Below are 21,070 nucleotides of genomic sequence, written 5' to 3'. Positions count from 1 at the left end.
CCGCAATTCTCGTGGCTGTCGGAAGTCGCGCTTCGCGGAAGGGATCGGGCATATGACCGCAGCACGGAGTGCGGACTCGCATTCGGCGGCGACGCCCGATCCACGCCGGTGGGCCGCGCTCGGGGTCGCATTGCTGGCTGTGTTCATGGACCTGGTCGACACCACGATCGTGCTGATCGCCGCGCCCGCTATGCAACTGGATCTGAAGGCGGGCTATTCGAGCACCCAGTGGGTGATCGCGGCGTACTCGCTCGCGCTCGGCCTGGGACTGATCACCGGCGGCCGCCTCGGTGACATCGTCGGACGCAAACGGATGTTCCTGGCGGGCGTCGCGGTCTTCACCGCCGCCTCGGCGCTGTGCGCGGTGGCGCCGGACATCGGCGCTCTCATCGCTGCCCGAGTCGTTCAAGGTGCTGGGGCCGCGATGATGGTGCCGCAGGTCCTGGCGACCATCCAGGTCGGCTTCTCACCGGCGGAGCGCCCCAAGGCGTTCGGGCTCTACGGAGCGGTCACCGGGCTGGCGGCGGCAGCGGCCCCGGTCGTAGGCGGAATGCTCGTCGGCAGCAACGTCCTCGGCCTCGAATGGCGCTCAGTTTTCTGGATCAACCTGCCTGTTGGGCTGTTCTCGCTGGTGGCGGGGGCCGTGCTGATGAGGGAATCACGCTCGGCCGACCGACCGAGGCTGGACCTCCCGGGGGTTGCGGTGGTGACCGCCGGATTGTTGCTGCTGCTTCACCCCCTGATCCAGGGCCCAGAAAGCGGCTGGCCCGCTTGGGCGTGGCTGATGATGGCGGCATCGGCGCCGGTCCTCGTGTACTTCGTCCGATACCAGGCGTCGCGCGAACGGGTGGGCGATCCACTCGTCCCGTTGTCACTTTTCGGCAGTCGTTCGTTCGTTGCAGGGCTGATCGCGGCCCTGGTCATGTTCTCCGCGGTCGCCTCGTTCTTCATGGTCCTGACCCTCCAGCTGCAGATCGGGCACGGATTCTCCGCACTGGACGTCGGGCTGATCTTCACCGCGTGGCCGATCGGCCTGGCCACCACATCCGGCGTTGCCGTGCGGTTCGTTGCGAGGAAGGGCCGCGCGTTGATCTCGATCGGCGCGCTGCTGCTCACGGCGGCGATGGTGGCGCTGAACGCGACGATCGGCGTGGCCGGGGGCGACATCGGCGGCTGGGATCTGGTGCCCGCGTTGTTCACCGGCGGCGTTGGCTTCGGGCTGGTGGCGCCGATCTTGGTCGACATGGTGCTGTCTTCGGTGCCGCCGAACGCGGCGGGCGCGGCATCCGGCGTCACGAACACCGTGATCCAGGTCGCCGGGTCGGCGGGGGTCGCAATCGTCGGTGCCCTGTTCACCACGTTCCTTGGCCACACGGGCGATTTCGACACGGCGACGCAGTGGGCGCTCTGGTATCCGGTCGCCGCGTTCGCCCTGGGGTTCGTGCTCAGCCGTGGCCTTCCGGCAAGCGCGCACCCGACGGGCCGCTGATCTCGGTGGGCCCGGTTCCAGAGGAGATCGCGGTTGCCCCATCCACCTGGCCAGACCCGAACCCGGCACTCCCCGGCGTGGAAGGGAAGTACGGCCAGCCGTCAGCGACGCGGACGGGCCGCCCCGATGTCCACAGCGGACACCTGTCCGATTCCTACCCGGCATCGAACGAGCCGGGGATCAGAATGAGGAAATGAGAGCAGCATGACCAACCTTGCAACCGAGAATCAGCTGGCAACGGAGGTACGAGCGAGGGAAGTGACATTCCTCCGATTCGGCGCAGTGTGCGCGGTGGTGGGGACGGTCGGTTATCTGGTGGCCTTCCTTCTGCACGGCAACCTTCCCGATGAGACGACCGAATCGCTGCTCACCTACATCGCTCGGCGGCCGTGGGCACTGCACCACATGGCGATCGTCTTCTGCTTCCTGCTCTGGATCGTCGCATTGACCGGCCTCGCCCAGTCGCTGAAGCGCAGCGGGGCGTGGGTGCTGGGCCGTTTGGGTCTGGGCTGTGCCATGTTGGGCATGGGAGTCCTGTTGTGGCACTACAACATCGACGGGCCGGCACTGGAACAGGTTGCCGATGCATGGGCGGCATCCTCTGGTGCGGAGCAGGCGGTTCACCTCGAACGCGGCACCGTGCTCACCATGGCCACCAACGCGATGTTCCCGCTTTACGTTACGTTGCTGCTCGGGCTTCCGTTCATCCTGTTCGGCATCGCGATCGTACTCAGCACGAACTACCCGTCGTGGCTCGGCTGGATCGCTGCGGCGGCCGGTGCGGTTTCCTTCATCGCCGGAACGACGAACTTCGTCGGACTCGATGTCCTGCCGATCGAACTCTTCGTGATCACCGTGTTCGTCCTCGACGTCTGGATGATCGTCATCGCCCGAGTCATGTCGCGGCGTGCGGCGAGCCTCCGATCGCAGCCGATCGGCTGACGCTGCCGTTTCGCGGTCGGTATCAGCAGTGGTGTGCCGCTACTGGTACCGACCGCACCCGGCCGCGAAGTGTTCATGCACTTCCGCCGACAGGCATCAGGTGCGCTCGGCGTGGCACACGTACGCCATCGCGGTGTCGCCGACCCTGGTCAGCACCACGGTGGCTTCCTGCGAGCCCTTGAGCTTGAGGCGGCGGCGCAGCGCATCCGGATCCACATCGACGCCGCGGACCAGGATCTCCAGCCTGCCCACTTCGTGCCTGCGCAGCAGGGCGCGCAGCGACTTCTCGTGGTAGCGGCAGTGCTCGAAGACCCGGAAGGCACGGACGCCCGGGGGCGGTTCGTCGCCGGTCAGGTAGGCGATGTGCGGGTCGAGCTGGGCGAGCCCGTGCCGCGCGGCGTAGTGCCGGACGAGCCCGGCGCGCACCACGGCGCCGTCCGGGTCCACGATCCACTGCCGGACCTCGACTGCCGGGCAGTCGTCCGGCTCGGCGTCGGTGATCGTCCAACCGGTGCCGTCCGGCCGCAGCACCGTCGCCCGGCGCCGAACCTGCGGGTCCGCCAGCCCGCCGAACCACAACGCGGCCTCCCGAACCTGCCCGGCCAGCGACACCACCTCGGCCTCGGCGGTGTCCGGGACCGCCGCGAAATCCAGCCCCGGGGCGCATTTCACCACGAGATCGCGGCCGGCGTAGACGTCGAGCAGGTCGTCCAGCGGAGGAACGAGATCCGCTGGGTTCCAGCGACGCCGGCCGGCGTCGTCCCGGCGCGCCGGGTCCGCGACCACGGCCGTGCCGCGGGTCACCGGGCGCAGCGCATCGGCTTCCACGAGCGCCACCGACCGCCCGGCAACCGCGAGGTTGTGCTGGGCCATGGCCAACCGGACTCGATCGAGATCGGAGCCCACGCAGCGGCGGGCGACGGCGGCCAACGCGGCCAGATCCGCGCCGATGGAGCAGGTCACGTCGTGCACGTCGCGCCCGGCAAGCCGTTGCGCGCGATGCCGCGCCACCACGCTCGCCGTCGCCTGCTGCAGCGCCGGATCGGTGAACAACCAGCCGGCGGGGTCGTCCAATTTGGACTCCGCCTTGCGCCGCAGCACGGCCGTCTCCAGCGCGGCCGCCGCGAATCGCTCGCCGACGAGCTTGCGGGCGGCGGCGACGTCGTTGAGCCGCGTCGAATTGGTCAGCCCGAGCTCGGAAAGCTCGGCGACGGCGTCCCGTCCGGCCGCCGAGCGCAGGAACGCAACATCATCGAGATCGAAGCCGTACCCCACCAGAACTCCTCAACGCCGTCGCCGGGACCGCGCTCCGGCAACGGAAGCGCAGGGCGGACTGGTGGGGTGGGCTGTCACGATTCGTTCCGTCCGGGCCTAGTTCCCGGTGAACTTCGCCTTGCCGGGACCATTCTCGACGAACGAGCGCATGCCGATCTTCTGGTCCTCGGTGGCGAAGGTGCCCGCGAACAGGTGGGTCTCCAGCTTCAGCCCGGTGTCCAGGTCGACGTCCAGCCCGCCGTCGATCGCGGCCTTCGCCGCGGCCAGCGCACGGGCCGCGCCGCCGGTGAACTGCTCGGCCCAGCGGCGTGCCGCCGCGTACACCTCGTCGCGCGCGACGACCTCATCGATCATGCCCAGCGAAAGCGCTTCCTGGGCGTCGACGAAACGCCCGGTGTAGATGATGTCCTTGGCCTTGCTGGGCCCGATCAGGCGAGCGAGCCGCTGCGTGCCGCCGGCGCCGGGGATGACGCCCAGCAGGATCTCCGGCTGGCCGACCTTGACGTTCTCCCCGGCGATGCGCCGGTCGCAGCTCAGCGCCAGCTCGAAGCCGCCGCCGAGGGCGTACCCGGTGAGGGCTGCCACGGTCGGCTTCGGGATGGCGGCGACCTGGCTCATCGCGTCCGACAGGCCGCGCTCCTCCTTGCGCGCCATGTCGGTGTAGGACATGTCGGCCATTTCCTTGATGTCCGCGCCCGCCGCGAAGACCTTCTCGCCGCCGTAGACGATCACGGCGCGAACATCGGAGCGCTCGGCGGCCTCGATCGCCGTTTCCCGCAGCTCGACCTCGATCTGCCGGTTCAAGGCGTTCATCGGCGGCCGATCCAACCGGATCGTCCCGATCGCGCCGTCCACCTCAAGCCTGACGAACTCGCCCACGCAGCAACCTCCTCGTCGAACCGCCACCTCGCCGGGCAGGCTATCGCGCGCCGCCCCACGGCTGCTGTGTCACGGATCTCAGCATCCGCTCGACCCGGAACGCCGCCCGATCCCACAGCGGCGCCTCCTGCCCTGAACTCAGCCGCGCCGCCGGGCGAAGTAACGGGCGCCGCTGCGCTGCAGCTCCAGGTCCTGGTCGAAGGTCTTCGACAGGTTGTCCTCGGTGAGCACGTCTTCGAGCAGTCCCTGCGCGACGATGCCGCCGTCGCGCAGCAGCAGGCCGTGCGTGAAGCCCGGCGGGATCTCTTCGACGTGGTGGGTGACCAGCACGGACGCGGGCGCGTCCGGATCCATGGCCAGCGCGGACAGCCGCGCCACCAGATCCTCCCGGCCGCCGAGGTCCAGCCCCGCGGCCGGCTCGTCGAGAAGCAGCAGCTCGGGGTCGGTCATCAGAGCACGCGCGATGGTGGTGCGCTTGCGCTCCCCTTCGGACAACGTCGCGTACTCGCGCTCTGCGAGGTGCGCCACGCCGAGCAGGTCGAGCAGCTCGGCCGCCCGGTCGGTGTCCATCGCGTCGTACTCCTCGCGCCACCGGCCGACGACCGAATATCCGGCGCTGACCACGACGTCGCGAACCAGCTCGTCGCCGGGGATGCGGGCCGCCAGCGCAGCCGAGCACAGGCCGATGCGGGGACGGAGGTCGAACACGTTGGTCTTGCCGAGCCGTTCGCCGAGCACGTCGACGCTGCCCTCGCTCGGGTGCATCTCGGTGCTGGCCATCTTCAGCAGCGTCGTCTTGCCCGCGCCGTTGGGCCCCAGCACCACCCAGCGCTCGTCGAGCTCGACCGACCAGTTCACGTCGGCCACCAGCGTCGTCGTGCCTCGCCGAACACCGACGCCATCCATCCGGATGACCAGGTCGTCCACGTCTACCTCCCAGCCGTGACCGACCGCGGCGCCGCGGGCGACGCGCAGGCGGTTCGTCTCCGTCCGGACCGCCGCAGATTCCGGCAGGCCCCTCCGGAGCCCCATTGTTCCGTCTGCTCCGTCAGCAGTTGCGGCCGGGCGCATCCTGTGCTCGCCCGGTCGGCAGATCCCGGCCGCGCGAGCGCGCGCCGGGTGCCCAGATACCGGGACGACCGCGATCGTGCTGGCACGATCCCCGCGGCCGTGCCACGATCGCAAGCGTGTCCGATTCGTTTCTTACCCGCGATCGCGTGATCGACCTGTTCCTGGTCGTCACCTCCGCCTGTCGCTGAAGCGGTTCTGCTACCGCCTTCCAGGCTCATCGCGCGGCCCGACGAATCAATCCACCGAATCACGCCCCATAGCGGGGCGTGCGTGTCGTGCCGTGCTCATTTGCAAGACACGAACTTGGAGACACGCATGAGCGCTGTGCGACAGCATCCGTCCAACGACAACCCGACCGCCCCCGCTTCCGAATACACCCCGACCGAGCCGGTTCCCGCGCCCGGCGCGGTCGAGCTGCACCCCGGCCTCGACCTGCCGCTGCTGCACGACCTGATCCGCCCCGACCACCTGCTGTGGAGCCCACGCGAACTGCGCGACCTCACCAGCCTGGTCACGTCCGAACTGACCGGCCCGCTGCTCGACATCGTCCGGGTCGACGACCGACAACGCTGGTGGGCCAAGCTCGGCCTGACCGCGGGCGTCGAGCTGTGGCTGCTGTCGTGGGCGCCGGGGCAGGGCACAGAGCCGCACGACCACGGCGGTGCGTCCGGCTCGTTCTCCGTGCTGTTCGGCGCGCTCCGGGAGGACTACCGCTATCCCGCGGGCCCGGTGCGCACCGTGCACCACGACGTCGGCTCGGGCGTCGGCTTCGGCAGTGGGCGCGCCCACCAGGTCCGCAACGTCAGCTCGGTGAACTCGGCGAGCGTGCACGCGTACTCGCCGCCGCTGCTGCCGGTCCGCTACTACTCGGATCTGGCCGAAGTGCCGCCGGTCCCGCCGCAGCGGATCCACGCGCCGCAGCCGCCCGCCCCGCAGCCGAAGGAGCTCGGATGAGCGAGATCCCGATCCAGCGCCAGGCCAGCATCACAGCCGGCCCGTACGGCATCGACCACCTGCTGGCCGAGTCGCGCGCGAAGCTCACCCGCGTCTCCCCGCGGGAGGCGTTCGCGTTGCAGCAGGACGGCGGCCTGATCATCGACATCAGGCCGCAGTCCGACCGTCTCACCGAAGGCGAGATCCCGGGCTCGCTGACGGTGGAGCGGATCGTGCTGGAGTGGCGACTGGACCCGGCCGGCGGCCACCGGCTGGACGGCCTGCACCCCGACCGCCCAGTGGTCCTGGTGTGCAACGAGGGCTACGCCTCCAGCCTCGCGGCCGCCCAGGCGAAGGGGCTCGGCCTGACCAAGGCGACGGACCTGGCGGGCGGTTTCCGGGCCTGGAAGGCGGCCGGCCTCCCGGTCACCACCAACGTCTGACACTCCGACCAACTGCGAGCAAGGGAACCTTCCTGCCACCTGTGGCAGGAAGGTTCCCTTGCTCACGCCACGACCAACCAGCTCGAAGGCGCCGCCGTTGACAGGAAAGTTCCCATCCTCGCGCTCCGGTCCGGGCGATCCCCGCCGCGCTGGTTTGACAGGAAAGTTCCCATGCTCGCACCGCGTCCGCGGTCGGTGACAGGAAAGTTCCCATGCTTGCGCCCGGTGCTGGCGCCGGCGGTGGTGGTCGTGCGCCTGGTCGAAAGCGGGTATCGGCGGCGGCCCGGTCCCGTACGCTTTCGTCCTTGTGCGAGCTCAGAGTCTTTTGTTCCGCCCTTGGGTCATAGCCGCCGTGGCGGGTGCCGTCGCCGTGGCGGCCGTGGAGCTGATCGCCGGCAGCGGGCCGGCCGGGGCGGCCATCGGTTGGCTCGGCGCCCTGGTCGGGGTGGCCTTGCTTCCGATGGCGACGCAGCTGGGTTTGCTCTTGGGTTCGGTGGTTTTCGGGCTGCGGGTCCGGCAGGTGATCTTCGGCGCGATGCGGGAGGTCGCGTCGTGGCGGCTTGGCCACGTGACCTTCACGATCCGCTCCTTGCCCATCACGCTGCGGGCTCAGATCGGCCCGTGGCGTTCGCCGGTGATCTTGCGCTGCTGGTTGGCCGGACTGCTGTCGGCGCTGGTGGGTGTCGCGGTGGTCGTGGCGGGCTGGCTGCTCGCCGACGGCCCGTTCGGGCGCGGCTTCGTGCTCGCCGCAACGCCGTTGATGCTCTACAAGTTGTGGCCGATGCGGGTTCCGCTGACCACGTCGACCGGTTGGTTGCTCTTCTCGCTTCCTCGCCTGAAGGATCCCGAACGCTCCGACTTCCTGTCCGCACCGCTTGCCGCTCGTGCGTACGAGGCCCTGCGCAAGGGCGACATCGATCGCGCGCAGGAGCACGCCGATGAACTCGCCGCGCAGTATCCGGGTCTGAACGGAACGGTCACGTGCCAGATCTCCGTGCTGGAGTCGCGCGGCGATTACGCAACGGGGGTCATGATGATGCTGAAGCTGCTGGCGAACAGCGACGAGATCCCGCCGCGCAAGATGCCCTACCTGCTGGCGGGCCTGGCGGGACTCGGGTTCAAGGCGGTGGAAGCCGGCCAGCTGCCTGCGGAAACCCTGCTGCCGACCGCCAAGAAGGCGCTCGAGGACGCGATCCGGCTCGGTTACCCGGAGTTCGAGCTGAGCGGCACCAATGGACTCCTCGCGCTGATCGAGGGCGACGCGGACCGCGCTGTCCACCTCGCCACGACCGGCGCCGAGTACAACCACTCCCCGCTCTCCCGCGCCGACGATCTGGCCACGCTCGCCCGCGCGCACATGGCCTGCCACGACAACGCCGCCGCGCGGGCCGCGTTGGCCAAGGCTGAGGAGCTGGCACCGTGGTCGCCCCGGGTCGCCGAGACCCGCCAGCGGCTTTCGGTGGCGTGATCCCATCCAGAACGGATCACGCCACCTCGAGCACCAGCTTCCCAGTGGTGCGGCCGGTTTCGCCGAGGGCGTGGGCCTTGGCCGCGTCCGCCAGCGGGAACACCCCGGCGATTTCCGGGCGCAGCCGGCCCGACTCGACGAGTTCGGCGATGGCGCGCATGCCCTCCTGGTCCGCCTCGACCAGCATCAGCTCCACCCGCACGCCGCGACGCTCCGCTTCGGCAGCATCTTCTTCCCGCCCGAACGGCAGGATCGACACGAGGACGCCGCCGCGCCGGAGCGTGCGCAGTGAGCGGGTGCGGGTGTCGCCTGCGAGCGGGTCCAGCACGACGTCGACATCGCTGACGACGTCCGCGAAATCGACCTCCTGGTAGTCGATCAGCTCGTCGGCGCCGAGGCCGCGCAGGAACTCGTGCTTGCCCGCGCTGGCCGTCCCGATCACGTGCGCGCCGCGCGCCTTGGCGATCTGCACGGCGAAGTGCCCGACTCCGCCTGCGGCCGCGTGGATCAGGACGCGCTGCCCCGGCTGCAGGCGGGCCGTGTCCACCAGGGCCTGCCAGGCCGTCAGCGCGGCGAGCGGGATGGCTCCCGCCTGCACGTGGTCCACATTGGACGGCTTGGGGACGAAGGCCCGGGCCGGGCCGGTCACGTACTCGGCGTGGGAGCCGACGCCGTGCGGGTAGGGCAGCATCCCGAAGACCTCGTCGCCCGGCTTGTGCAGGGTGACGCCGACCCCGACGGCCTCGACGACGCCGGAGACGTCCCAGCCGAGGACGAGCGGCGGTTCGCCGAGGAACACCTTGTACGCCCGGTGCTTCCAGTCCGTCGGGTTGAGCCCGGCAGCGCGCACCCGGATCAGCACCTCGCCCGGGCCCGGAACCGGCCGGTCGAGCCGCACCTCCTGGAGCACCTCGGGTCCGCCGAGGACGTCCTGGCTGATGGCGCGCATCTTGCTGGCTTCACTCATGCCTTCCAGCCTGCCTCCCGGCCAAGCCCGACGAAATGGCTTGATTGCCAACATTCGATAGGATCGTGCCATGCATCGGGTCGTGGTCCTGGCGCTCGACGGCGTGTACCCGTTCGAGCTGGGCATTCCCAAGCGGATCTTCGGCAGCGCCGGCAGCCGGTACGAGGTGCTGACCTGCACCGCCGACGGTGGCCCGGTGCGCAGCGACGCCGACTTCACGATCTCGGTCGAGCACGGCCCGGAGGTGCTGAGCACCGCCGACACCGTCGTGATCCCGCCGTACGACCTCACCGAGGTGACCACCGAACTGCCGCAGCCGGTGGCCGATGCGCTGGCGCTCATCCGTCCCGGCACCCGAATCGTGTCGATCTGCACCGGCGCGTTCGTGCTGGCCGCGGCCGGGCTGCTCGACGGCCGTCCGGCGACCACGCACTGGTTCCTGGTCGAGCCGTTCCGGCGGATGTTCCCGAACGTGCTCCTCGACCCGGACGTGCTCTTCGTCGACGACGGCGACGTGCTGACCTCCGCGGGCGCGGCCTCCGGGGTCGACGTGTGCCTGCACATCGTGCGCTCCGACCACGGCAGCGAGGTGGCCAACCAGGTGGCGCGGAGGTGCGTCGTGCCGCCGTGGCGGGATGGCGGCCAGGCGCAGTACATCGAGCAGCCGGTCCCCGAACCGTCCGAGCTGGGCACCGCGCCGACCCGGGATTGGGCGGCCGCGAACCTCCACCTGCCGCTGACGCTGGCCGACCTCGCCGAGCACGCCCGGATGAGCGGTCGCACGTTCGCCCGCCGGTTCCGCAACGAGGTGGGGCTCAGCCCCGGCCGGTGGCTCATCCAGCAGCGCGTCGCCAGGGCCCGCCACCTGCTCGAATCCACCGATCTGCCGATCGAGGAGATCGCCGCCCAGGTCGGTTTCGCCACGGCCGCGTCCCTGCGCCAGCACCTGCACACCGCGATCGGCGTCGCTCCGCTGACCTACCGCCGCACCTTCCGCGCCGGCGCCTGAAGCCCGCGGGATCAGCGCGGTTCGGCGAGGCGCTCGACGGCTTTGCGGGCCGCCGCCCGGAGATCCGCCGGCTCCGCGTCGCCGAGCATCATGCGGCGCAGCTGCGGCACGGCCAGCGGCCAGCCGACCATGCCGATCGAGAGCAATCCGAGCATCCCCGCGTCGAATTCGCCGGTGGCCGTTCCGCTTTCCTGGGCGCGGCGGACGCTGGCCACCTTCTCGCGGTAGTGCGCCCAGCGTTCGGAGCCGGTGACGACGCCGGAATCGCCGCGCTCCAGGGATTCCCACAGCAGCAGGCGCAGCACGTGGGGGTTCGCGAGGTGGTAGGCGGCGAGCCGGTCGGCATAGCCGGGCAGGTCGTCGCCCTCGATCGGGACTTCGGCGGCCAGTGCGTCCATCGTTCGTTCCAGCACCGCCGAGAACAGCGCGTCCTTGCTGCCGAAGTAGGCGTAGATCAGCTGCTTGTTCGCCCGCGCCCGCTTGGCGATCCGGTCGACGCGGGCACCGGCGATGCCGTGGGCGGCGAATTCGGTGACCGCCGCCCCGAAGATCCGGGCTCTGGTGGATTCCGCGTTGCGGGACACAATTCGAACAGTACTCCCGCAGCCGACCGGCTGGTTGCGAACGAACGAACCGCTATTCGCCGGTGGTTCCGTCGATGCGTTCACGCAGCAGATCGGCGTGCCCGTTGTGCCGCGCGTATTCCTCGATCATGTGCGCCAGGATGTCGCGGAACGAGATGACCTCGCCGCGGTATTCACAAGTGGCGTCGAGGGATTCGGCGGCGGACACGATCTCCCGGGATCGCACGCACTCCCGGTGCCAGATCGCGAACGCTTCGCCGGGATCGGCGGCATCCACGTCGAAATCGGCGAACCGGCCGGCAACATGTTGGCGGTCAGAGCCCGTCCAGCAGGTTCTCCACGATGCTCATCAGCACCTGGCGGTCGTCTTGGACCCGGGCCAGGACGCGCAGCCCGTAGTACGTGCTGAGCACTTGGCGCGCCAGGGTTTCCGCGTCGCGCGTCGGGTCGATCTCGCCGGAGCGCTGTCCGTGCGCGAGGGTTTCGCGCAGCGCTTCCTCGACCGCCGCGAAGTTCCGCCGCACCTCGGCGCGGACGTCCGGGTCCGAGCTCGCGCGCTCGATGGCCGCGTTGATCGCGAAGCAGCCCGGCCGGTCGGTCCCGGAGAGGTCGGCGTCGATCGCGTCGGCCAGCAGTTCCCGCACCCTGTCCTTGACCGGCCCCGGACCTTGCAGCACCGCGGCCTGTTCCGCGGTGGCGGTCTCGTAGTACTTGCGCAACGACTTCAGGTACAGCTGGTGCTTGTCGCCGAACGCGTTGTAGAGGCTCGACGGCCCCAGTTCGGTGCGGTCGCTCAGGTCCCGGGTCGACGTCGCCTCGTACCCGTTGCGCCAGAACGTGTCCATCGCGGCGTCGAGGACGCGGGCGTCGTCGAACTTCCTCGGCCGGGCCATGCCCCCACCGTAGCAGTTTTGAAGCGATCGCAACGAAACCTCGGTCACATTTTGAATCGACCGCTTCAAAACATTGCTAGCGTCGGCCCGGCAGTGATCACCGACTCGTTGGAGGACCGTCCATGCCCCTTGCCGTCTACATCCTCGGCCTGGGCATCTTCACCCAGGGAACCTCGGAGTTCATGCTCTCGGGGCTGCTGCCCGGCATGGCCGCAGATCTCGGCGTGTCCATCCCGGACGCGGGCCTGCTGATCTCCGCGTTCGCCGTCGGCATGGTCGTCGGCGCCCCGCTGCTGGCCATCGCGACCATCCGCTGGCCGCGCCGGAAAGCGCTGGTGGCGCTGCAAGGCGTCTTCATCGCCGCGCACATCGTCGGCGCGCTGGCTCCCGGCTACGGGGTGCTGATGGCCACCCGCATCGTGAGCGCCCTGTCCTACGCGGGGTTCTGGGGCGTCGCGGTGGCCGCCGCCGTCAGCCTCGTGCCGCCCGGCGCCAGGAGCCGGGCCGTCGCGATCGTCGCGGGCGGCCTGACCCTCGCCACCATCGTCGGGGTTCCGGCGGGCACCGTCCTCAGCCAGCTCGCCGGCTGGCGAGCGGTGTTCTGGGCCGTCGCCGTCCTCACGGCGGTGAGCCTGGTGTGCTCGCTGTTCACCATCCACGACGCGGCCTCGCCCGAGCAGCCCAGCAGCGCCGCAGCCGAACTGCGCGCGATGGCCCGACCCCAGCTGTGGCTGTCGTACGCGATCACGACCTTCGCCTTCGGCGCGGTCATCGTGACCTTCAGCTACCTCGCTCCGGTGCTGACCGAGGTGACCGGGCTGCCCGAGGCGTGGGTTCCCGCCGAGCTGGCGCTGTTCGGGCTGGGCGGCCTGATCGGCATGACGATCGGCGGGCGCACCGCGCAGGCGCGCCCGGTCGGCACGCTCCTCGTCGGCCTCGGCACCCTGGTGATCGCCTCCGCGCTCCTCGCCGTCACGGCGGGCAACGCGATCACCACCACCATCCTCGTCTTCGTCCTGGGCGTCGGCGGGTTCGTCACCAACCCGGCCCTGCAGTCGCGGGCGTTCACCCTCGCACCCGGGGCCCCGACGCTCGTGGGAGCCGTCAACACCTCGGCGTTCAACATCGGCAACACGCTCGCGCCGATGCTGGGCGGCATGGCCATCAGCGCCGGGTTCGGCTTCGCCTCGGTGGCCTGGGTGGGCGCCGCGATCGGCGCGGCGGGCCTGCTGGCCGCGGTGTGGGCCGGCTACCTGCAGCGCCGGTCTCAGCACGCGCCGGGCGTCAGCGTGGACGAAACCCCGGTGCCGGTCCGGGCAGAAGCGTGACCTGAGCCGACCCGTGAGCGTTTCGGGGTGCTATGGCGCCCCGAAACGCTCACGGGTCAGCCGGCCAGGACGACCTTGCCCAGCTCGGCCGGGCCGGACAGCAGCGGGTGCCGGGGCAGGACCCGGACGGTGTAGCCCGCCGGGCCGGCGTGCGGCAGGGTCACGGCCGCCTCGTAGCGGCCGCCCTCCGCCGGCCGCATCGACGCGGTGACGAAGTCGTGCAGCACGTCGGAGTCGTCCACTCGCCCCACGACGACCTCGACGTCCACATCGGACGGATCGAGCCCGGCCAGGTCGACCCGCGCCCGCACCGTGACCTGCCCGCCGAGCAGCGGCGTGCCGCCGTCGTCGACGGACATCTCGGTGTCGCTGATCCGCACCCAGGTCCAGGCCGCCTGCAGCCGGGCGCGGTAGTCCGCGATCTCCCGCGCCCCGCGGTAGTCGTCCGCCGACACGGCCCGCACCGACCGGGCGGCCGGGGTGTAGTGGTTGTCGACGTACTCGCGGATCATCCGGGACGCCTGCACGCGCGGCCCCAGCGTCGCCAGGGTGTGCCGCACCATCGACATCCACTTGCCCGGCACGCCGTCGGTGTTGCGCTCGTAGAACATCGGGGCCACGTGGTCGGAGATCAGCTCGTACAGGGCGGCGGACTCCAGGTCGTCGCGCCGGTTCGGGTCGCTGACGCCGTCGGCGTTCGGGATCGCCCAGCCGTTGTGGCCGTCGAACATCTCGTCCCACCAGCCGTCCCGCACCGACAGGTTCAGGCCGCCGTTGAGCGCCGCCTTCATCCCCGAGGTGCCACACGCCTCCAGCGGCCGCACGGGGTTGTTCAGCCACACGTCGCAACCCGACACCAGGTACTTGGCCAGCGACATGTCGTAGTCCGGCAGGAACACGATGCGGTGCCGCACGTCGGCCTGGTCGGCGAAGCGCACGATCCGCTGGATCATCGCCTTCCCGCCCTCGTCCGCCGGGTGCGACTTCCCCGCGACCACGATCTGCACCGGGCGTTCCGCGTCGAGCAGCAGCTCCCGCAGCCGCTCGGTGTCGCGCAGCATCAGCGTGGCCCGCTTGTAGGTCGGCACCCGGCGGGCGAAGCCGATCGTGAGCACGTCCGGGTCGAAAACCGTGTCGCACCAACCGAGTTCCAGGTCCGAGGCGCCGCGTCGCAGCCACGCGGTGCGCAGCCGCCTGCGCACCTCGTCGACCAGCCGCTGGCGCAGCGAGCAGCGCAGTTCCCACAGCAGCGAGTCGCTGACCGGCTCGATGCCGCGCAACCCGGCGCCGCTGTCCATTTCGGACTCGCCGATCAGCTTGCCGAGTTCCCGCGCCGACCAGGTCGGGCCGTGCACCCCGTTGGTGACCGAGCGGATCGGGACCTCCGCGACGCCGAAGCCCGGCCACAGGTTGCGGAACATCTTGCGGATGACCTCGCCGTGCAGCTCGGAGACGCCATTGGCGCGTTGCGCGAGCCGCAGCCCCATGTGGGCCATGTTGAACATGCCCGGGTTGTCCTCGGCTCCCAGCGCGAGCACCCGATCCGTGGGCACGCCGGGCAGCAGGGCCTGCGCCGAGCCGTCGCCGAAGTAGTGCCGGACCAGATCCACCGGGAAGCGGTCGATCCCGGCCGGAACCGGGGTGTGGGTGGTGAACACCGTCCCGGCCCGCACCGCGGCCACCGCCTGGTCGAACTGCAGCCCCGGGTCCTCCTGCAGCTCGCGGGCCCGCTCCAGGCCCAGGAACCCGGCGTGGCCCTCGTTGGTGTGGAACACCTCGGGTTGCGGGTGGCCGGTCAGCTCGCAGTAGGCGCGGACCGCGCGCATGCCGCCGATGCCGGCCAGGATCTCCTGCCGGATCCGGTGCGCCGCGTCGCCGCCGTAGAGCCGGTCGGTGGTCTTGCGCAGGTCGTCGTCGTCGTTCTCCGGCAGGTCGCTGTCCAGCAGCAGCAGCGGCACCCGGCCGACCTGCGCCTTCCAGATCCGCGCGTGCAGGGTGCGCCCAGCGGGCATTGCGACCCGCACCTGGACCGGCTTCCCGGACGGCTCGGTCAGCATCTCCAGCGGCAGGCCGCGCGGATCCAGCACCGGGTAGTGCTCGACCTGCCAGCCCTCCGCCGACAGCGACTGCCGGAAGTACCCGGACCGGTACAGCAGCCCGACGCCGATCATCGGCACGCCGAGGTCGGAGGCCGACTTCAGGTGGTCGCCCGCCAGCACCCCGAGGCCGCCGGAGTAGTTCGGCAGGGCCTCGGTGAGGCCGAACTCCATCGAGAAGTAGGCGATCGAGGTGGGCAGCCCGGCGTCCTCGTCCTGCCGCTGCTGGTACCAGCGCGGCACCGCCAGGTATCGGCGCAGGTCGTCGTCGACGGCCCGGGTGCGCGCCAGGAAGTCCTGGTCGCCGGCCAGCTGCCGCAGCCGCTCGGCCGGCACCTCGGCGAGCAGCCGCAGCGGGTCCGCCCCCACCGCGGACCACACCTGCGGATCGACCGCGGCGAACAGGTCCTGGGTCGGCGGGTGCCAGGCCCAGCGGAGGTTGGTCGCCAGCGTGCCGAGCGCGCTCAGCTGCTCGGGCAGGTGGGCTCGCACGGTGAAGCGGTGGACTGCTCTCACAGCAGCGGACCATATCTCGGCACGCCGCGGCCCGTCCGCGGACGTGCCAGCGCCGCCCGCGGCCGCGACCGATGGGAAGCTTGGCGTCGTGCGCGCGATTGGACTGGTGGCGCTGGTGATCTTGGTGATCGCCGGCGGTTGCACGGCTGCACCGCCCGAGCCCGCCCGTGTGGCCGATCACACGGTCGATCCGGCGTTCGTGCACGGCACCGACCACGGCGACGCCGACCGGCTCGCGGCCACGGTGGTCACCGACGTGCAGCGCTTCTGGGCCGCGCAGTACCCGGCGGTGTTCGGCAAGCCCTGGCGGGACCTGGACGGCGGGTTCTTCTCGGTCGACACCAACGGCACCGGTGCCCCGCCACCGTGCGCGACCGATGTGAAGGACATCGAAGGCAACGCGTACTACTGCGCCACCGTCGATGCGATCGCCTGGGACCGCGCAGCGCTGCTCCCGGTGCTGCGGGAGCACTACGGCGACGCATCGGTCGTAGTGGTTCTCGCGCACGAGATCGGCCACGCGGTGCAGCAGCGCGCCGGGATGGATGTCGACGACGCCTCGGTGCGCCTCGAAGCGATGGCCGACTGCTACTCGGGTTCGTTCATCCGCTGGGTCGTCGACGGCCACGCCGAGCACCTGCGCATCAACCCGGAGCAGCTGGACCGGGCATTGCGCGCGATCGTCGTCTTCCGCGACCCGGCGAGCACGAGCAGCACTGCGGCGCACGGCACTGCCTTCGACCGCGTTTCGGCGTTCCAGAGCGGTTTTCGCGACGGCGCGCGACGCTGCGCCGACGTGACGGGGACATCGCTGGCAGCGCCGGACCCGGACGATGCGAACAAACCGCTGGACGAAGCACTGCGCGCCGACCGGATTTCCGGCTACTTCGGTGATCTCGTCGCCCAGCGCGGCGGGCGCTGGACCGCGCCGCAGGTCCGTTCGACGCCTGCCTGTCCCGGAGCGACCGGCCCTGCCACGTTCTGCGCGCAGCCGTCCGCGATCTCCATCGATCGCGCGGCGATCACCGAACCGCACCGCAAGATCGGCGACCAAGCAGCCACGACGCTGCTCGCTTCCCGCTTCTCGCTCGCCGCGCTGACCGAACTCGGCCGCCCCACCACCGGAGCCACCGCGAGCACGCAGATCATGTGCCTGACCGGCGCATACACCGTCACGCAGCCGGGTCTGTCGCAAGGCGACCTCGACGAGGCCGTTGCGGTCGTGCTCGAGTCCGACGACGTCGCCCGCGACGCGCAGGGCACGAACTCGCTGACCGGATTCGCCCGGCTCGAAGCCTTCCGCACCGGCGCGCTCGGCGGCGCGGCGGCCTGCTGATCAGGACCTGCGTCGTAGTCGGCGCGCGCCCGGATGATCCCGGGCGGGTGGCGCACCGCCCAGCCCACCAGTGCCTGTCACGCATCGCAGCCCGGCGTGAGCATGGGAACCTTCCTGTCACCCCGCCCCTCCGCGATCCGGCGAGATCGCACGTGAGGTCGATCAGGTAACCGATAGGCTGCTCCGGCACCGGGTGGCACTGCCGCCGGCCCGGCGCAGGAGGACTTCGGCCAGCAGGATGGGGCGCGTCAGTGGTACCGGTATCGACAAGAACCCGACGGCGAAAGCGGATCCTCGGCACCGCGGTCTCCGTGCTCGCGTGTGCGGCCCTGATCGGCGGGTGCTCGCGGCCGATCAGCGGCACCCCCACGACGCTCGGCGGCTACTCGACGACCGAGGTCGCCGGCCTGCCCGCCACCAACGGCCCGAGCGGCCCCAAGGAAGGTGCGCCGAGTTCGTCCTTACCGGTGGAGGGCACCGACAACGGCGCGATGGACAAGCTCGCGCGCGACGCGGTCGCCGACATCGACGAGTACTGGAGCGAGACGTTCCCGAAGGCCTTCCCCGGCAAGCGCTTCGAGCCGGTCAAGCGGCTGGTGTCCTACGACTCGGGCGGTCCCGGCCTCCAGCTGTGCGGGCAGAACACGGCGGGCGTGGTCAACGCCTTCTACTGCCCGCCGGAGGACTCCATCGCGTGGGACCGGGGCACCCTGCTCCCCGAGCTGAACAACAGTTTCGGGCCGATGGCCGTGGTGACGGTGCTCGCGCACGAGATCGGGCACGCCGTGCAGCACCGCGCGAGCACGGCCACCTCGAACGACCAGGTGATCGTGCTGGAGCAGCAGGCGGACTGCTTCACCGGCGCGTACTTCCGGCACGTCGCCGAGGGTTCCTCGAAGTACTTCCAGGTTTCCACCGGGCAGGGCCTCAACGAGGTCATGGGCGTGCTGAACTTCATCCGCGACTCGCCGGGCGATGCCGACTTCCGCGACGGCAACGCGCACGGTTCCGCGTTCGACCGGGTCACGGCGTTCCAGTTCGGGTTCAGCGAGGGCCCGCAGCGCTGCGCCAAGATGGACTTCAACGACGTCCAGCGGCGCACGACGCTCTTCCAGGCGTGGAAGCCCATCCAGAAGGAGAACGCCAACCTCCCCGTGGACCAGCAGAGCCTCGACGCGGTGGAGAAGAGCCTGCGCACGGTGTTCCGCGACACCGGCGCCGAGCCGCCCAAGATCGTCGCCGGGCTGAAGCCGTGCGGCAGCCAGCAGGCCACATCACCGGCGTCGTACTGCCCCAGCACGAACACGATCTCGCTGGACATGGCGGCGTTGCAGAAGATCGGCCAACCGCCGAGCAAGAACGCGGACTCCACAGGCTACGGCGATTTCGCCGCATACGCCCAGGTCGCATCCAGGTATGCGCTGTCGGTGCAGAAGGCCACGGGGCTGCCGCTGGACGACGAGGCCGCCGGCCTGCGCACCGCCTGCATGGTCGGTTCGTGGAGCGGGCTGCTGGTCGAGGACCCGTTCGGGCAGCGCAACCCGGTCGGCAGCCTGCGGATCGCGCCGGACGACATCGACGAGGGCGTGTCCGCGCTGCTCGGCGAGGACAGCCTGATCTCGGCAAACGTCAACGGCGATCAGGTGCCCGTCGGGTTCGCCCGGGTGGAGGCCTTCCGGGTCGGCGTCCAGGAAGGATTCGCCCCGTGCAGCACCAAGTACGGCGCGTGAGCTGACGGAACCGGCGGTGTCGTCCCGGATCGGGGCGGCACCGCTTTTTCCTTGCGCACAACCCGAACCGGCCACGCACGTCCCACGGGTATGACGGAACGAGTTCTCGACTGGGAAGGCTTCCTGAACGCGCGGGATCTCGGCGGCCTCCGCACCGGCGAGGGCCGGGCAACCCGCTGGGCAGCGGTGGTTCGCTCAGAGGACCCGGCGGCCCTCACCGCGGCAGGGTGGTCCGGGCTCCAGCAGCACGGCATCCGCACGATCATCGACCTGACCGGAGACGACGAGCAGGAGCCGGACGCAGCACCGCGCCCGCCCGAACTGACGACGGTGCACCTACCGCTGGACGACCACTCCGACACCGACTTCTGGGACCGGTGGGGCGGCGGAATCTCCTGCACCCCGCTGTACTACCGGGCGTTCCTGGACCGGTTCCCGCAGCGCACCGCGGAGGTGTGCGGAGCGATCGCCCGCGCAGAACCGGGCGGCGTGCTGGTGCATTGCGGCGGCGGGCGAGACCGCACCGGCCTGATCGTGCTCGTGCTGCTCGCCCTGGTCGGCGCCGACCCAGCGGATATCGCCGATGACTACGCCCTCAGCCACGTCCGCCGCGCCGAGCAGTGCGCCAAGGTGGGTCTGGGCGACGACACACCGAAGATCGAAGAGCTCATCGCCGAGCACGGCACGACGGCGGGCGACCTCATCCACGAGGCCGCGACCTCGCGCGACATGGCGGGATACCTGCGTTCCGGCGGCCTTCCCGACGCGGATGTGACCGCCTTGCGGAACAGGCTCCTCGACTAGGGCGCAAAAGACCGGGCGCCGACTTCGCGTGAAATCGGCGCCCGGGAAACCCCGCTCAGAACAGGGCGCTGGCCAGCGCCCGGCGGGCCGCGGCGACCCGGTCGTCGCCTTCGGGGAAGACCTCGAACATTTCGATCAGGTGCCGGCGGATCCGGTCCCGGTCGTCGCCGGACGTGCGCTTGATCGCGCGGATCAGCCGGTCGAAGCCCTCCGCCACCCGGCCGACGGCGACCTCCGCGTCCGCGGCGGCGAGCTGCGCGTCGACATCATCGGGGGCCGCGTCGGCCCGCTCGATCGCGGCCGGGTCGGCCTGTTCGGCGCGGGCGGTGAAGCGGACCTGCGCCAGCGCGGCCTTGGCCTGCTCGTTGTTCGGCTCGCTGTCGAGGATCTTCTGATAGGCGGCCTCGGCGGCGGCGTAGTCGCCGCTCTCCAGCGCGTCCTCGGCGGCGGTGAACCGCGGGTCCTCGGGCTCCTCGGCGATGGGCTCGACGCCCTCCTCGGCCGCGCGGATGCCGGGCAGCTGGTCGCGTAGGGCGTTCAGCAGCGAGTCGATCCACTGCCGGATCTGCGGTTCCGGCTGGGCGCCGGAGAAGGCGTCCACGGGCTGACCGCCGGCGATGGCGATCACCGTGGGCACCGACTGCACCTGGAAGAGCTGCGCGATGCGCGGGTTCGCGTCGACGTCCACCTTGGCCAGGACCCAGGCGCCGTTGCTCTCCTGGGCGAGCCGCTCCAGCACCGGCGACAGCTGCTTGCACGGTCCGCACCACGTCGCCCACAGGTCGACGATCACGGGCACCTGCAGCGACCGCTCGACGACCTCGGCCTGGAAGGTGGCCTCGGTGACATCGATGACCGCGGCGCTCGCCGGCGCCGCCGGGCTGTCGCCGTTGGCGGGCGGCTGGGCGGCGGCCCGGGCGGTGGCGTCGGCCCGGTTCTTCAGGGCCGACAGGTCGACTGCGCCCGCCATCGCGGCGGACATCGCTGCTGCTTGCTGGCGTGGATCCGGCCTCGTCACACCTCCATCCTGACACGTCCCGCCGGTCGCGTGGTCGCTGGGCGGCAGATCTTCCGCGGCCTGCGAAACCACACGTCCAGAACCGACACGCCGACGGCTCCCGAGATCAAACCGAAGCAGTGAGGAAATGTCGCTCGAACAGGTGACTAAGCGGGTTCACCCCTAAGGCTCGGCGGCTTTGACCACCGAAGTGGAAACCGAGCCCGCGAGTGACGGTTGTTTTCTCACGGGTCTGCGGGGCCTCCGTTTGGGGGACCTTCAGTCAGTAGTTCAACGAGAGGTACGAAAC

General features: G+C 70.6%; 19 protein-coding genes. 10 read left to right on the top strand and 9 right to left on the bottom strand.

Translation table 11 applies throughout. The annotated features are described in order from the left end of the window. Nucleotides 1-52: 52 nt before the first annotated feature. Both E1288_RS32315 and E1288_RS32310 read left to right on the top strand, forming a co-directional pair. Complete coding sequence (locus E1288_RS32315; protein ID WP_132492013.1) at nucleotides 53-1,489, top strand: MFS transporter; 1,437 nt, start codon at nucleotides 53-55, stop codon at nucleotides 1,487-1,489. A 204-nt stretch (nucleotides 1,490-1,693) separates the two neighbouring features. Further along, a complete protein-coding gene (locus E1288_RS32310; protein ID WP_132492011.1) occupies nucleotides 1,694-2,431 on the top strand; it encodes a hypothetical protein in 738 nt (245 codons plus the stop codon). 96 nt (nucleotides 2,432-2,527) lie between these two features. Here the strand turns inward: E1288_RS32310 and E1288_RS32305 are convergent, their stop codons facing one another. The 3 genes from E1288_RS32305 to E1288_RS32295 form a co-directional block, all read right to left on the bottom strand. Beyond that, a complete protein-coding gene (locus E1288_RS32305; RefSeq protein ID WP_132492009.1) occupies nucleotides 2,528-3,706 on the bottom strand; it encodes a THUMP-like domain-containing protein in 1,179 nt (392 codons plus the stop codon). A gap of 96 nt (nucleotides 3,707-3,802) precedes the next feature. After that, the gene (locus E1288_RS32300) at nucleotides 3,803-4,585 is read right to left on the bottom strand and encodes an enoyl-CoA hydratase/isomerase family protein (protein WP_132492007.1); all 783 of its coding nucleotides are present in this window, start codon (nucleotides 4,583-4,585) and stop codon (nucleotides 3,803-3,805) included. A gap of 138 nt (nucleotides 4,586-4,723) precedes the next feature. After that, complete coding sequence (locus E1288_RS32295) at nucleotides 4,724-5,491, bottom strand: ABC transporter ATP-binding protein (protein WP_132492057.1); 768 nt, start codon at nucleotides 5,489-5,491, stop codon at nucleotides 4,724-4,726. A 480-nt stretch (nucleotides 5,492-5,971) separates the two neighbouring features. On the opposite strand from E1288_RS32295, the gene E1288_RS32290 reads away from it, so the two are divergent. The 3 genes from E1288_RS32290 to E1288_RS32280 all read left to right on the top strand — a co-directional run bounded on the left by E1288_RS32290 (nucleotide 5,972) and on the right by E1288_RS32280 (nucleotide 8,500). Then, nucleotides 5,972-6,610 (top strand): cysteine dioxygenase, encoded by a 639-nt coding sequence (locus E1288_RS32290; RefSeq protein ID WP_132492005.1) that lies wholly within the window; start codon nucleotides 5,972-5,974, stop codon nucleotides 6,608-6,610. Further along, nucleotides 6,607-7,032, top strand: coding sequence for a rhodanese-like domain-containing protein (locus tag E1288_RS32285; protein ID WP_132492003.1), 426 nt, complete (start codon nucleotides 6,607-6,609; stop codon nucleotides 7,030-7,032). Before E1288_RS32290 ends, E1288_RS32285 begins: the two co-directional genes overlap by 4 nt. Nucleotides 7,033-7,384: 352 nt before the next feature. Continuing rightward, the gene (locus E1288_RS32280) at nucleotides 7,385-8,500 is read left to right on the top strand and encodes a hypothetical protein (protein ID WP_235883951.1); all 1,116 of its coding nucleotides are present in this window, start codon (nucleotides 7,385-7,387) and stop codon (nucleotides 8,498-8,500) included. Between the two features lie 16 nt (nucleotides 8,501-8,516). Here E1288_RS32280 and E1288_RS32275 read toward each other — a convergent pair whose 3' ends face one another. Continuing rightward, nucleotides 8,517-9,449, bottom strand: a complete 933-nt coding sequence (locus E1288_RS32275; protein WP_207954680.1) for an NADP-dependent oxidoreductase — start codon at nucleotides 9,447-9,449, stop codon at nucleotides 8,517-8,519. Nucleotides 9,450-9,537: 88 nt separating this feature from the next. On the opposite strand from E1288_RS32275, the gene E1288_RS32270 reads away from it, so the two are divergent. Then, nucleotides 9,538-10,476, top strand: a complete 939-nt coding sequence (locus E1288_RS32270; RefSeq protein ID WP_132491997.1) for a GlxA family transcriptional regulator — start codon at nucleotides 9,538-9,540, stop codon at nucleotides 10,474-10,476. A gap of 11 nt (nucleotides 10,477-10,487) precedes the next feature. Here the strand turns inward: E1288_RS32270 and E1288_RS32265 are convergent, their stop codons facing one another. The 3 genes from E1288_RS32265 to E1288_RS32255 are packed head-to-tail and all read right to left on the bottom strand — an operon-like array spanning nucleotide 10,488 to nucleotide 11,953. Further along, a complete protein-coding gene (locus E1288_RS32265; RefSeq protein WP_132491995.1) occupies nucleotides 10,488-11,060 on the bottom strand; it encodes a TetR family transcriptional regulator in 573 nt (190 codons plus the stop codon). 52 nt (nucleotides 11,061-11,112) lie between these two features. Then, complete coding sequence (locus E1288_RS32260) at nucleotides 11,113-11,337, bottom strand: mycothiol transferase (RefSeq protein WP_132491993.1); 225 nt, start codon at nucleotides 11,335-11,337, stop codon at nucleotides 11,113-11,115. Nucleotides 11,338-11,374: 37 nt separating this feature from the next. Beyond that, nucleotides 11,375-11,953, bottom strand: coding sequence for a TetR/AcrR family transcriptional regulator (locus E1288_RS32255; protein WP_132491991.1), 579 nt, complete (start codon nucleotides 11,951-11,953; stop codon nucleotides 11,375-11,377). A 122-nt stretch (nucleotides 11,954-12,075) separates the two neighbouring features. Here E1288_RS32255 and E1288_RS32250 point away from each other — a divergent pair, with 122 nt between their 5' ends. Continuing rightward, on the top strand, nucleotides 12,076-13,281 hold the full coding sequence (locus E1288_RS32250) for a Cmx/CmrA family chloramphenicol efflux MFS transporter (protein ID WP_132491989.1): 1,206 nt from the start codon (nucleotides 12,076-12,078) through the stop codon (nucleotides 13,279-13,281). A 56-nt stretch (nucleotides 13,282-13,337) separates the two neighbouring features. Here E1288_RS32250 and glgP read toward each other — a convergent pair whose 3' ends face one another. Then, complete coding sequence (gene glgP, locus E1288_RS32245) at nucleotides 13,338-15,893, bottom strand: alpha-glucan family phosphorylase (protein WP_132491987.1); 2,556 nt, start codon at nucleotides 15,891-15,893, stop codon at nucleotides 13,338-13,340. Between the two features lie 88 nt (nucleotides 15,894-15,981). Here glgP and E1288_RS32240 point away from each other — a divergent pair, with 88 nt between their 5' ends. The 3 genes from E1288_RS32240 to E1288_RS32230 all read left to right on the top strand — a co-directional run bounded on the left by E1288_RS32240 (nucleotide 15,982) and on the right by E1288_RS32230 (nucleotide 19,763). Further along, nucleotides 15,982-17,229 (top strand): neutral zinc metallopeptidase, encoded by a 1,248-nt coding sequence (locus tag E1288_RS32240; RefSeq protein WP_235883950.1) that lies wholly within the window; start codon nucleotides 15,982-15,984, stop codon nucleotides 17,227-17,229. 311 nt (nucleotides 17,230-17,540) lie between these two features. After that, nucleotides 17,541-18,959 carry a neutral zinc metallopeptidase gene (locus E1288_RS32235; RefSeq protein ID WP_235883949.1) on the top strand — a complete coding sequence of 473 codons (1,419 nt, stop codon included), beginning with the start codon at nucleotides 17,541-17,543 and terminating at the stop codon, nucleotides 18,957-18,959. A 90-nt stretch (nucleotides 18,960-19,049) separates the two neighbouring features. Then, complete coding sequence (locus tag E1288_RS32230; RefSeq protein WP_132491983.1) at nucleotides 19,050-19,763, top strand: tyrosine-protein phosphatase; 714 nt, start codon at nucleotides 19,050-19,052, stop codon at nucleotides 19,761-19,763. 55 nt (nucleotides 19,764-19,818) lie between these two features. Here the strand turns inward: E1288_RS32230 and trxA are convergent, their stop codons facing one another. Further along, nucleotides 19,819-20,745 (bottom strand): thioredoxin, encoded by a 927-nt coding sequence (gene trxA, locus E1288_RS32225; RefSeq protein ID WP_207954675.1) that lies wholly within the window; start codon nucleotides 20,743-20,745, stop codon nucleotides 19,819-19,821. Nucleotides 20,746-21,070 lie beyond the last annotated feature (325 nt).

Source organism: Saccharopolyspora elongata (genome assembly GCF_004348985.1).
GTDB classification, from domain to species: domain Bacteria; phylum Actinomycetota; class Actinomycetes; order Mycobacteriales; family Pseudonocardiaceae; genus Saccharopolyspora; species Saccharopolyspora elongata.
Note: the sequence above shows the minus strand (reverse complement) of the source record. Positions and strands in the feature narration are given on the sequence as shown.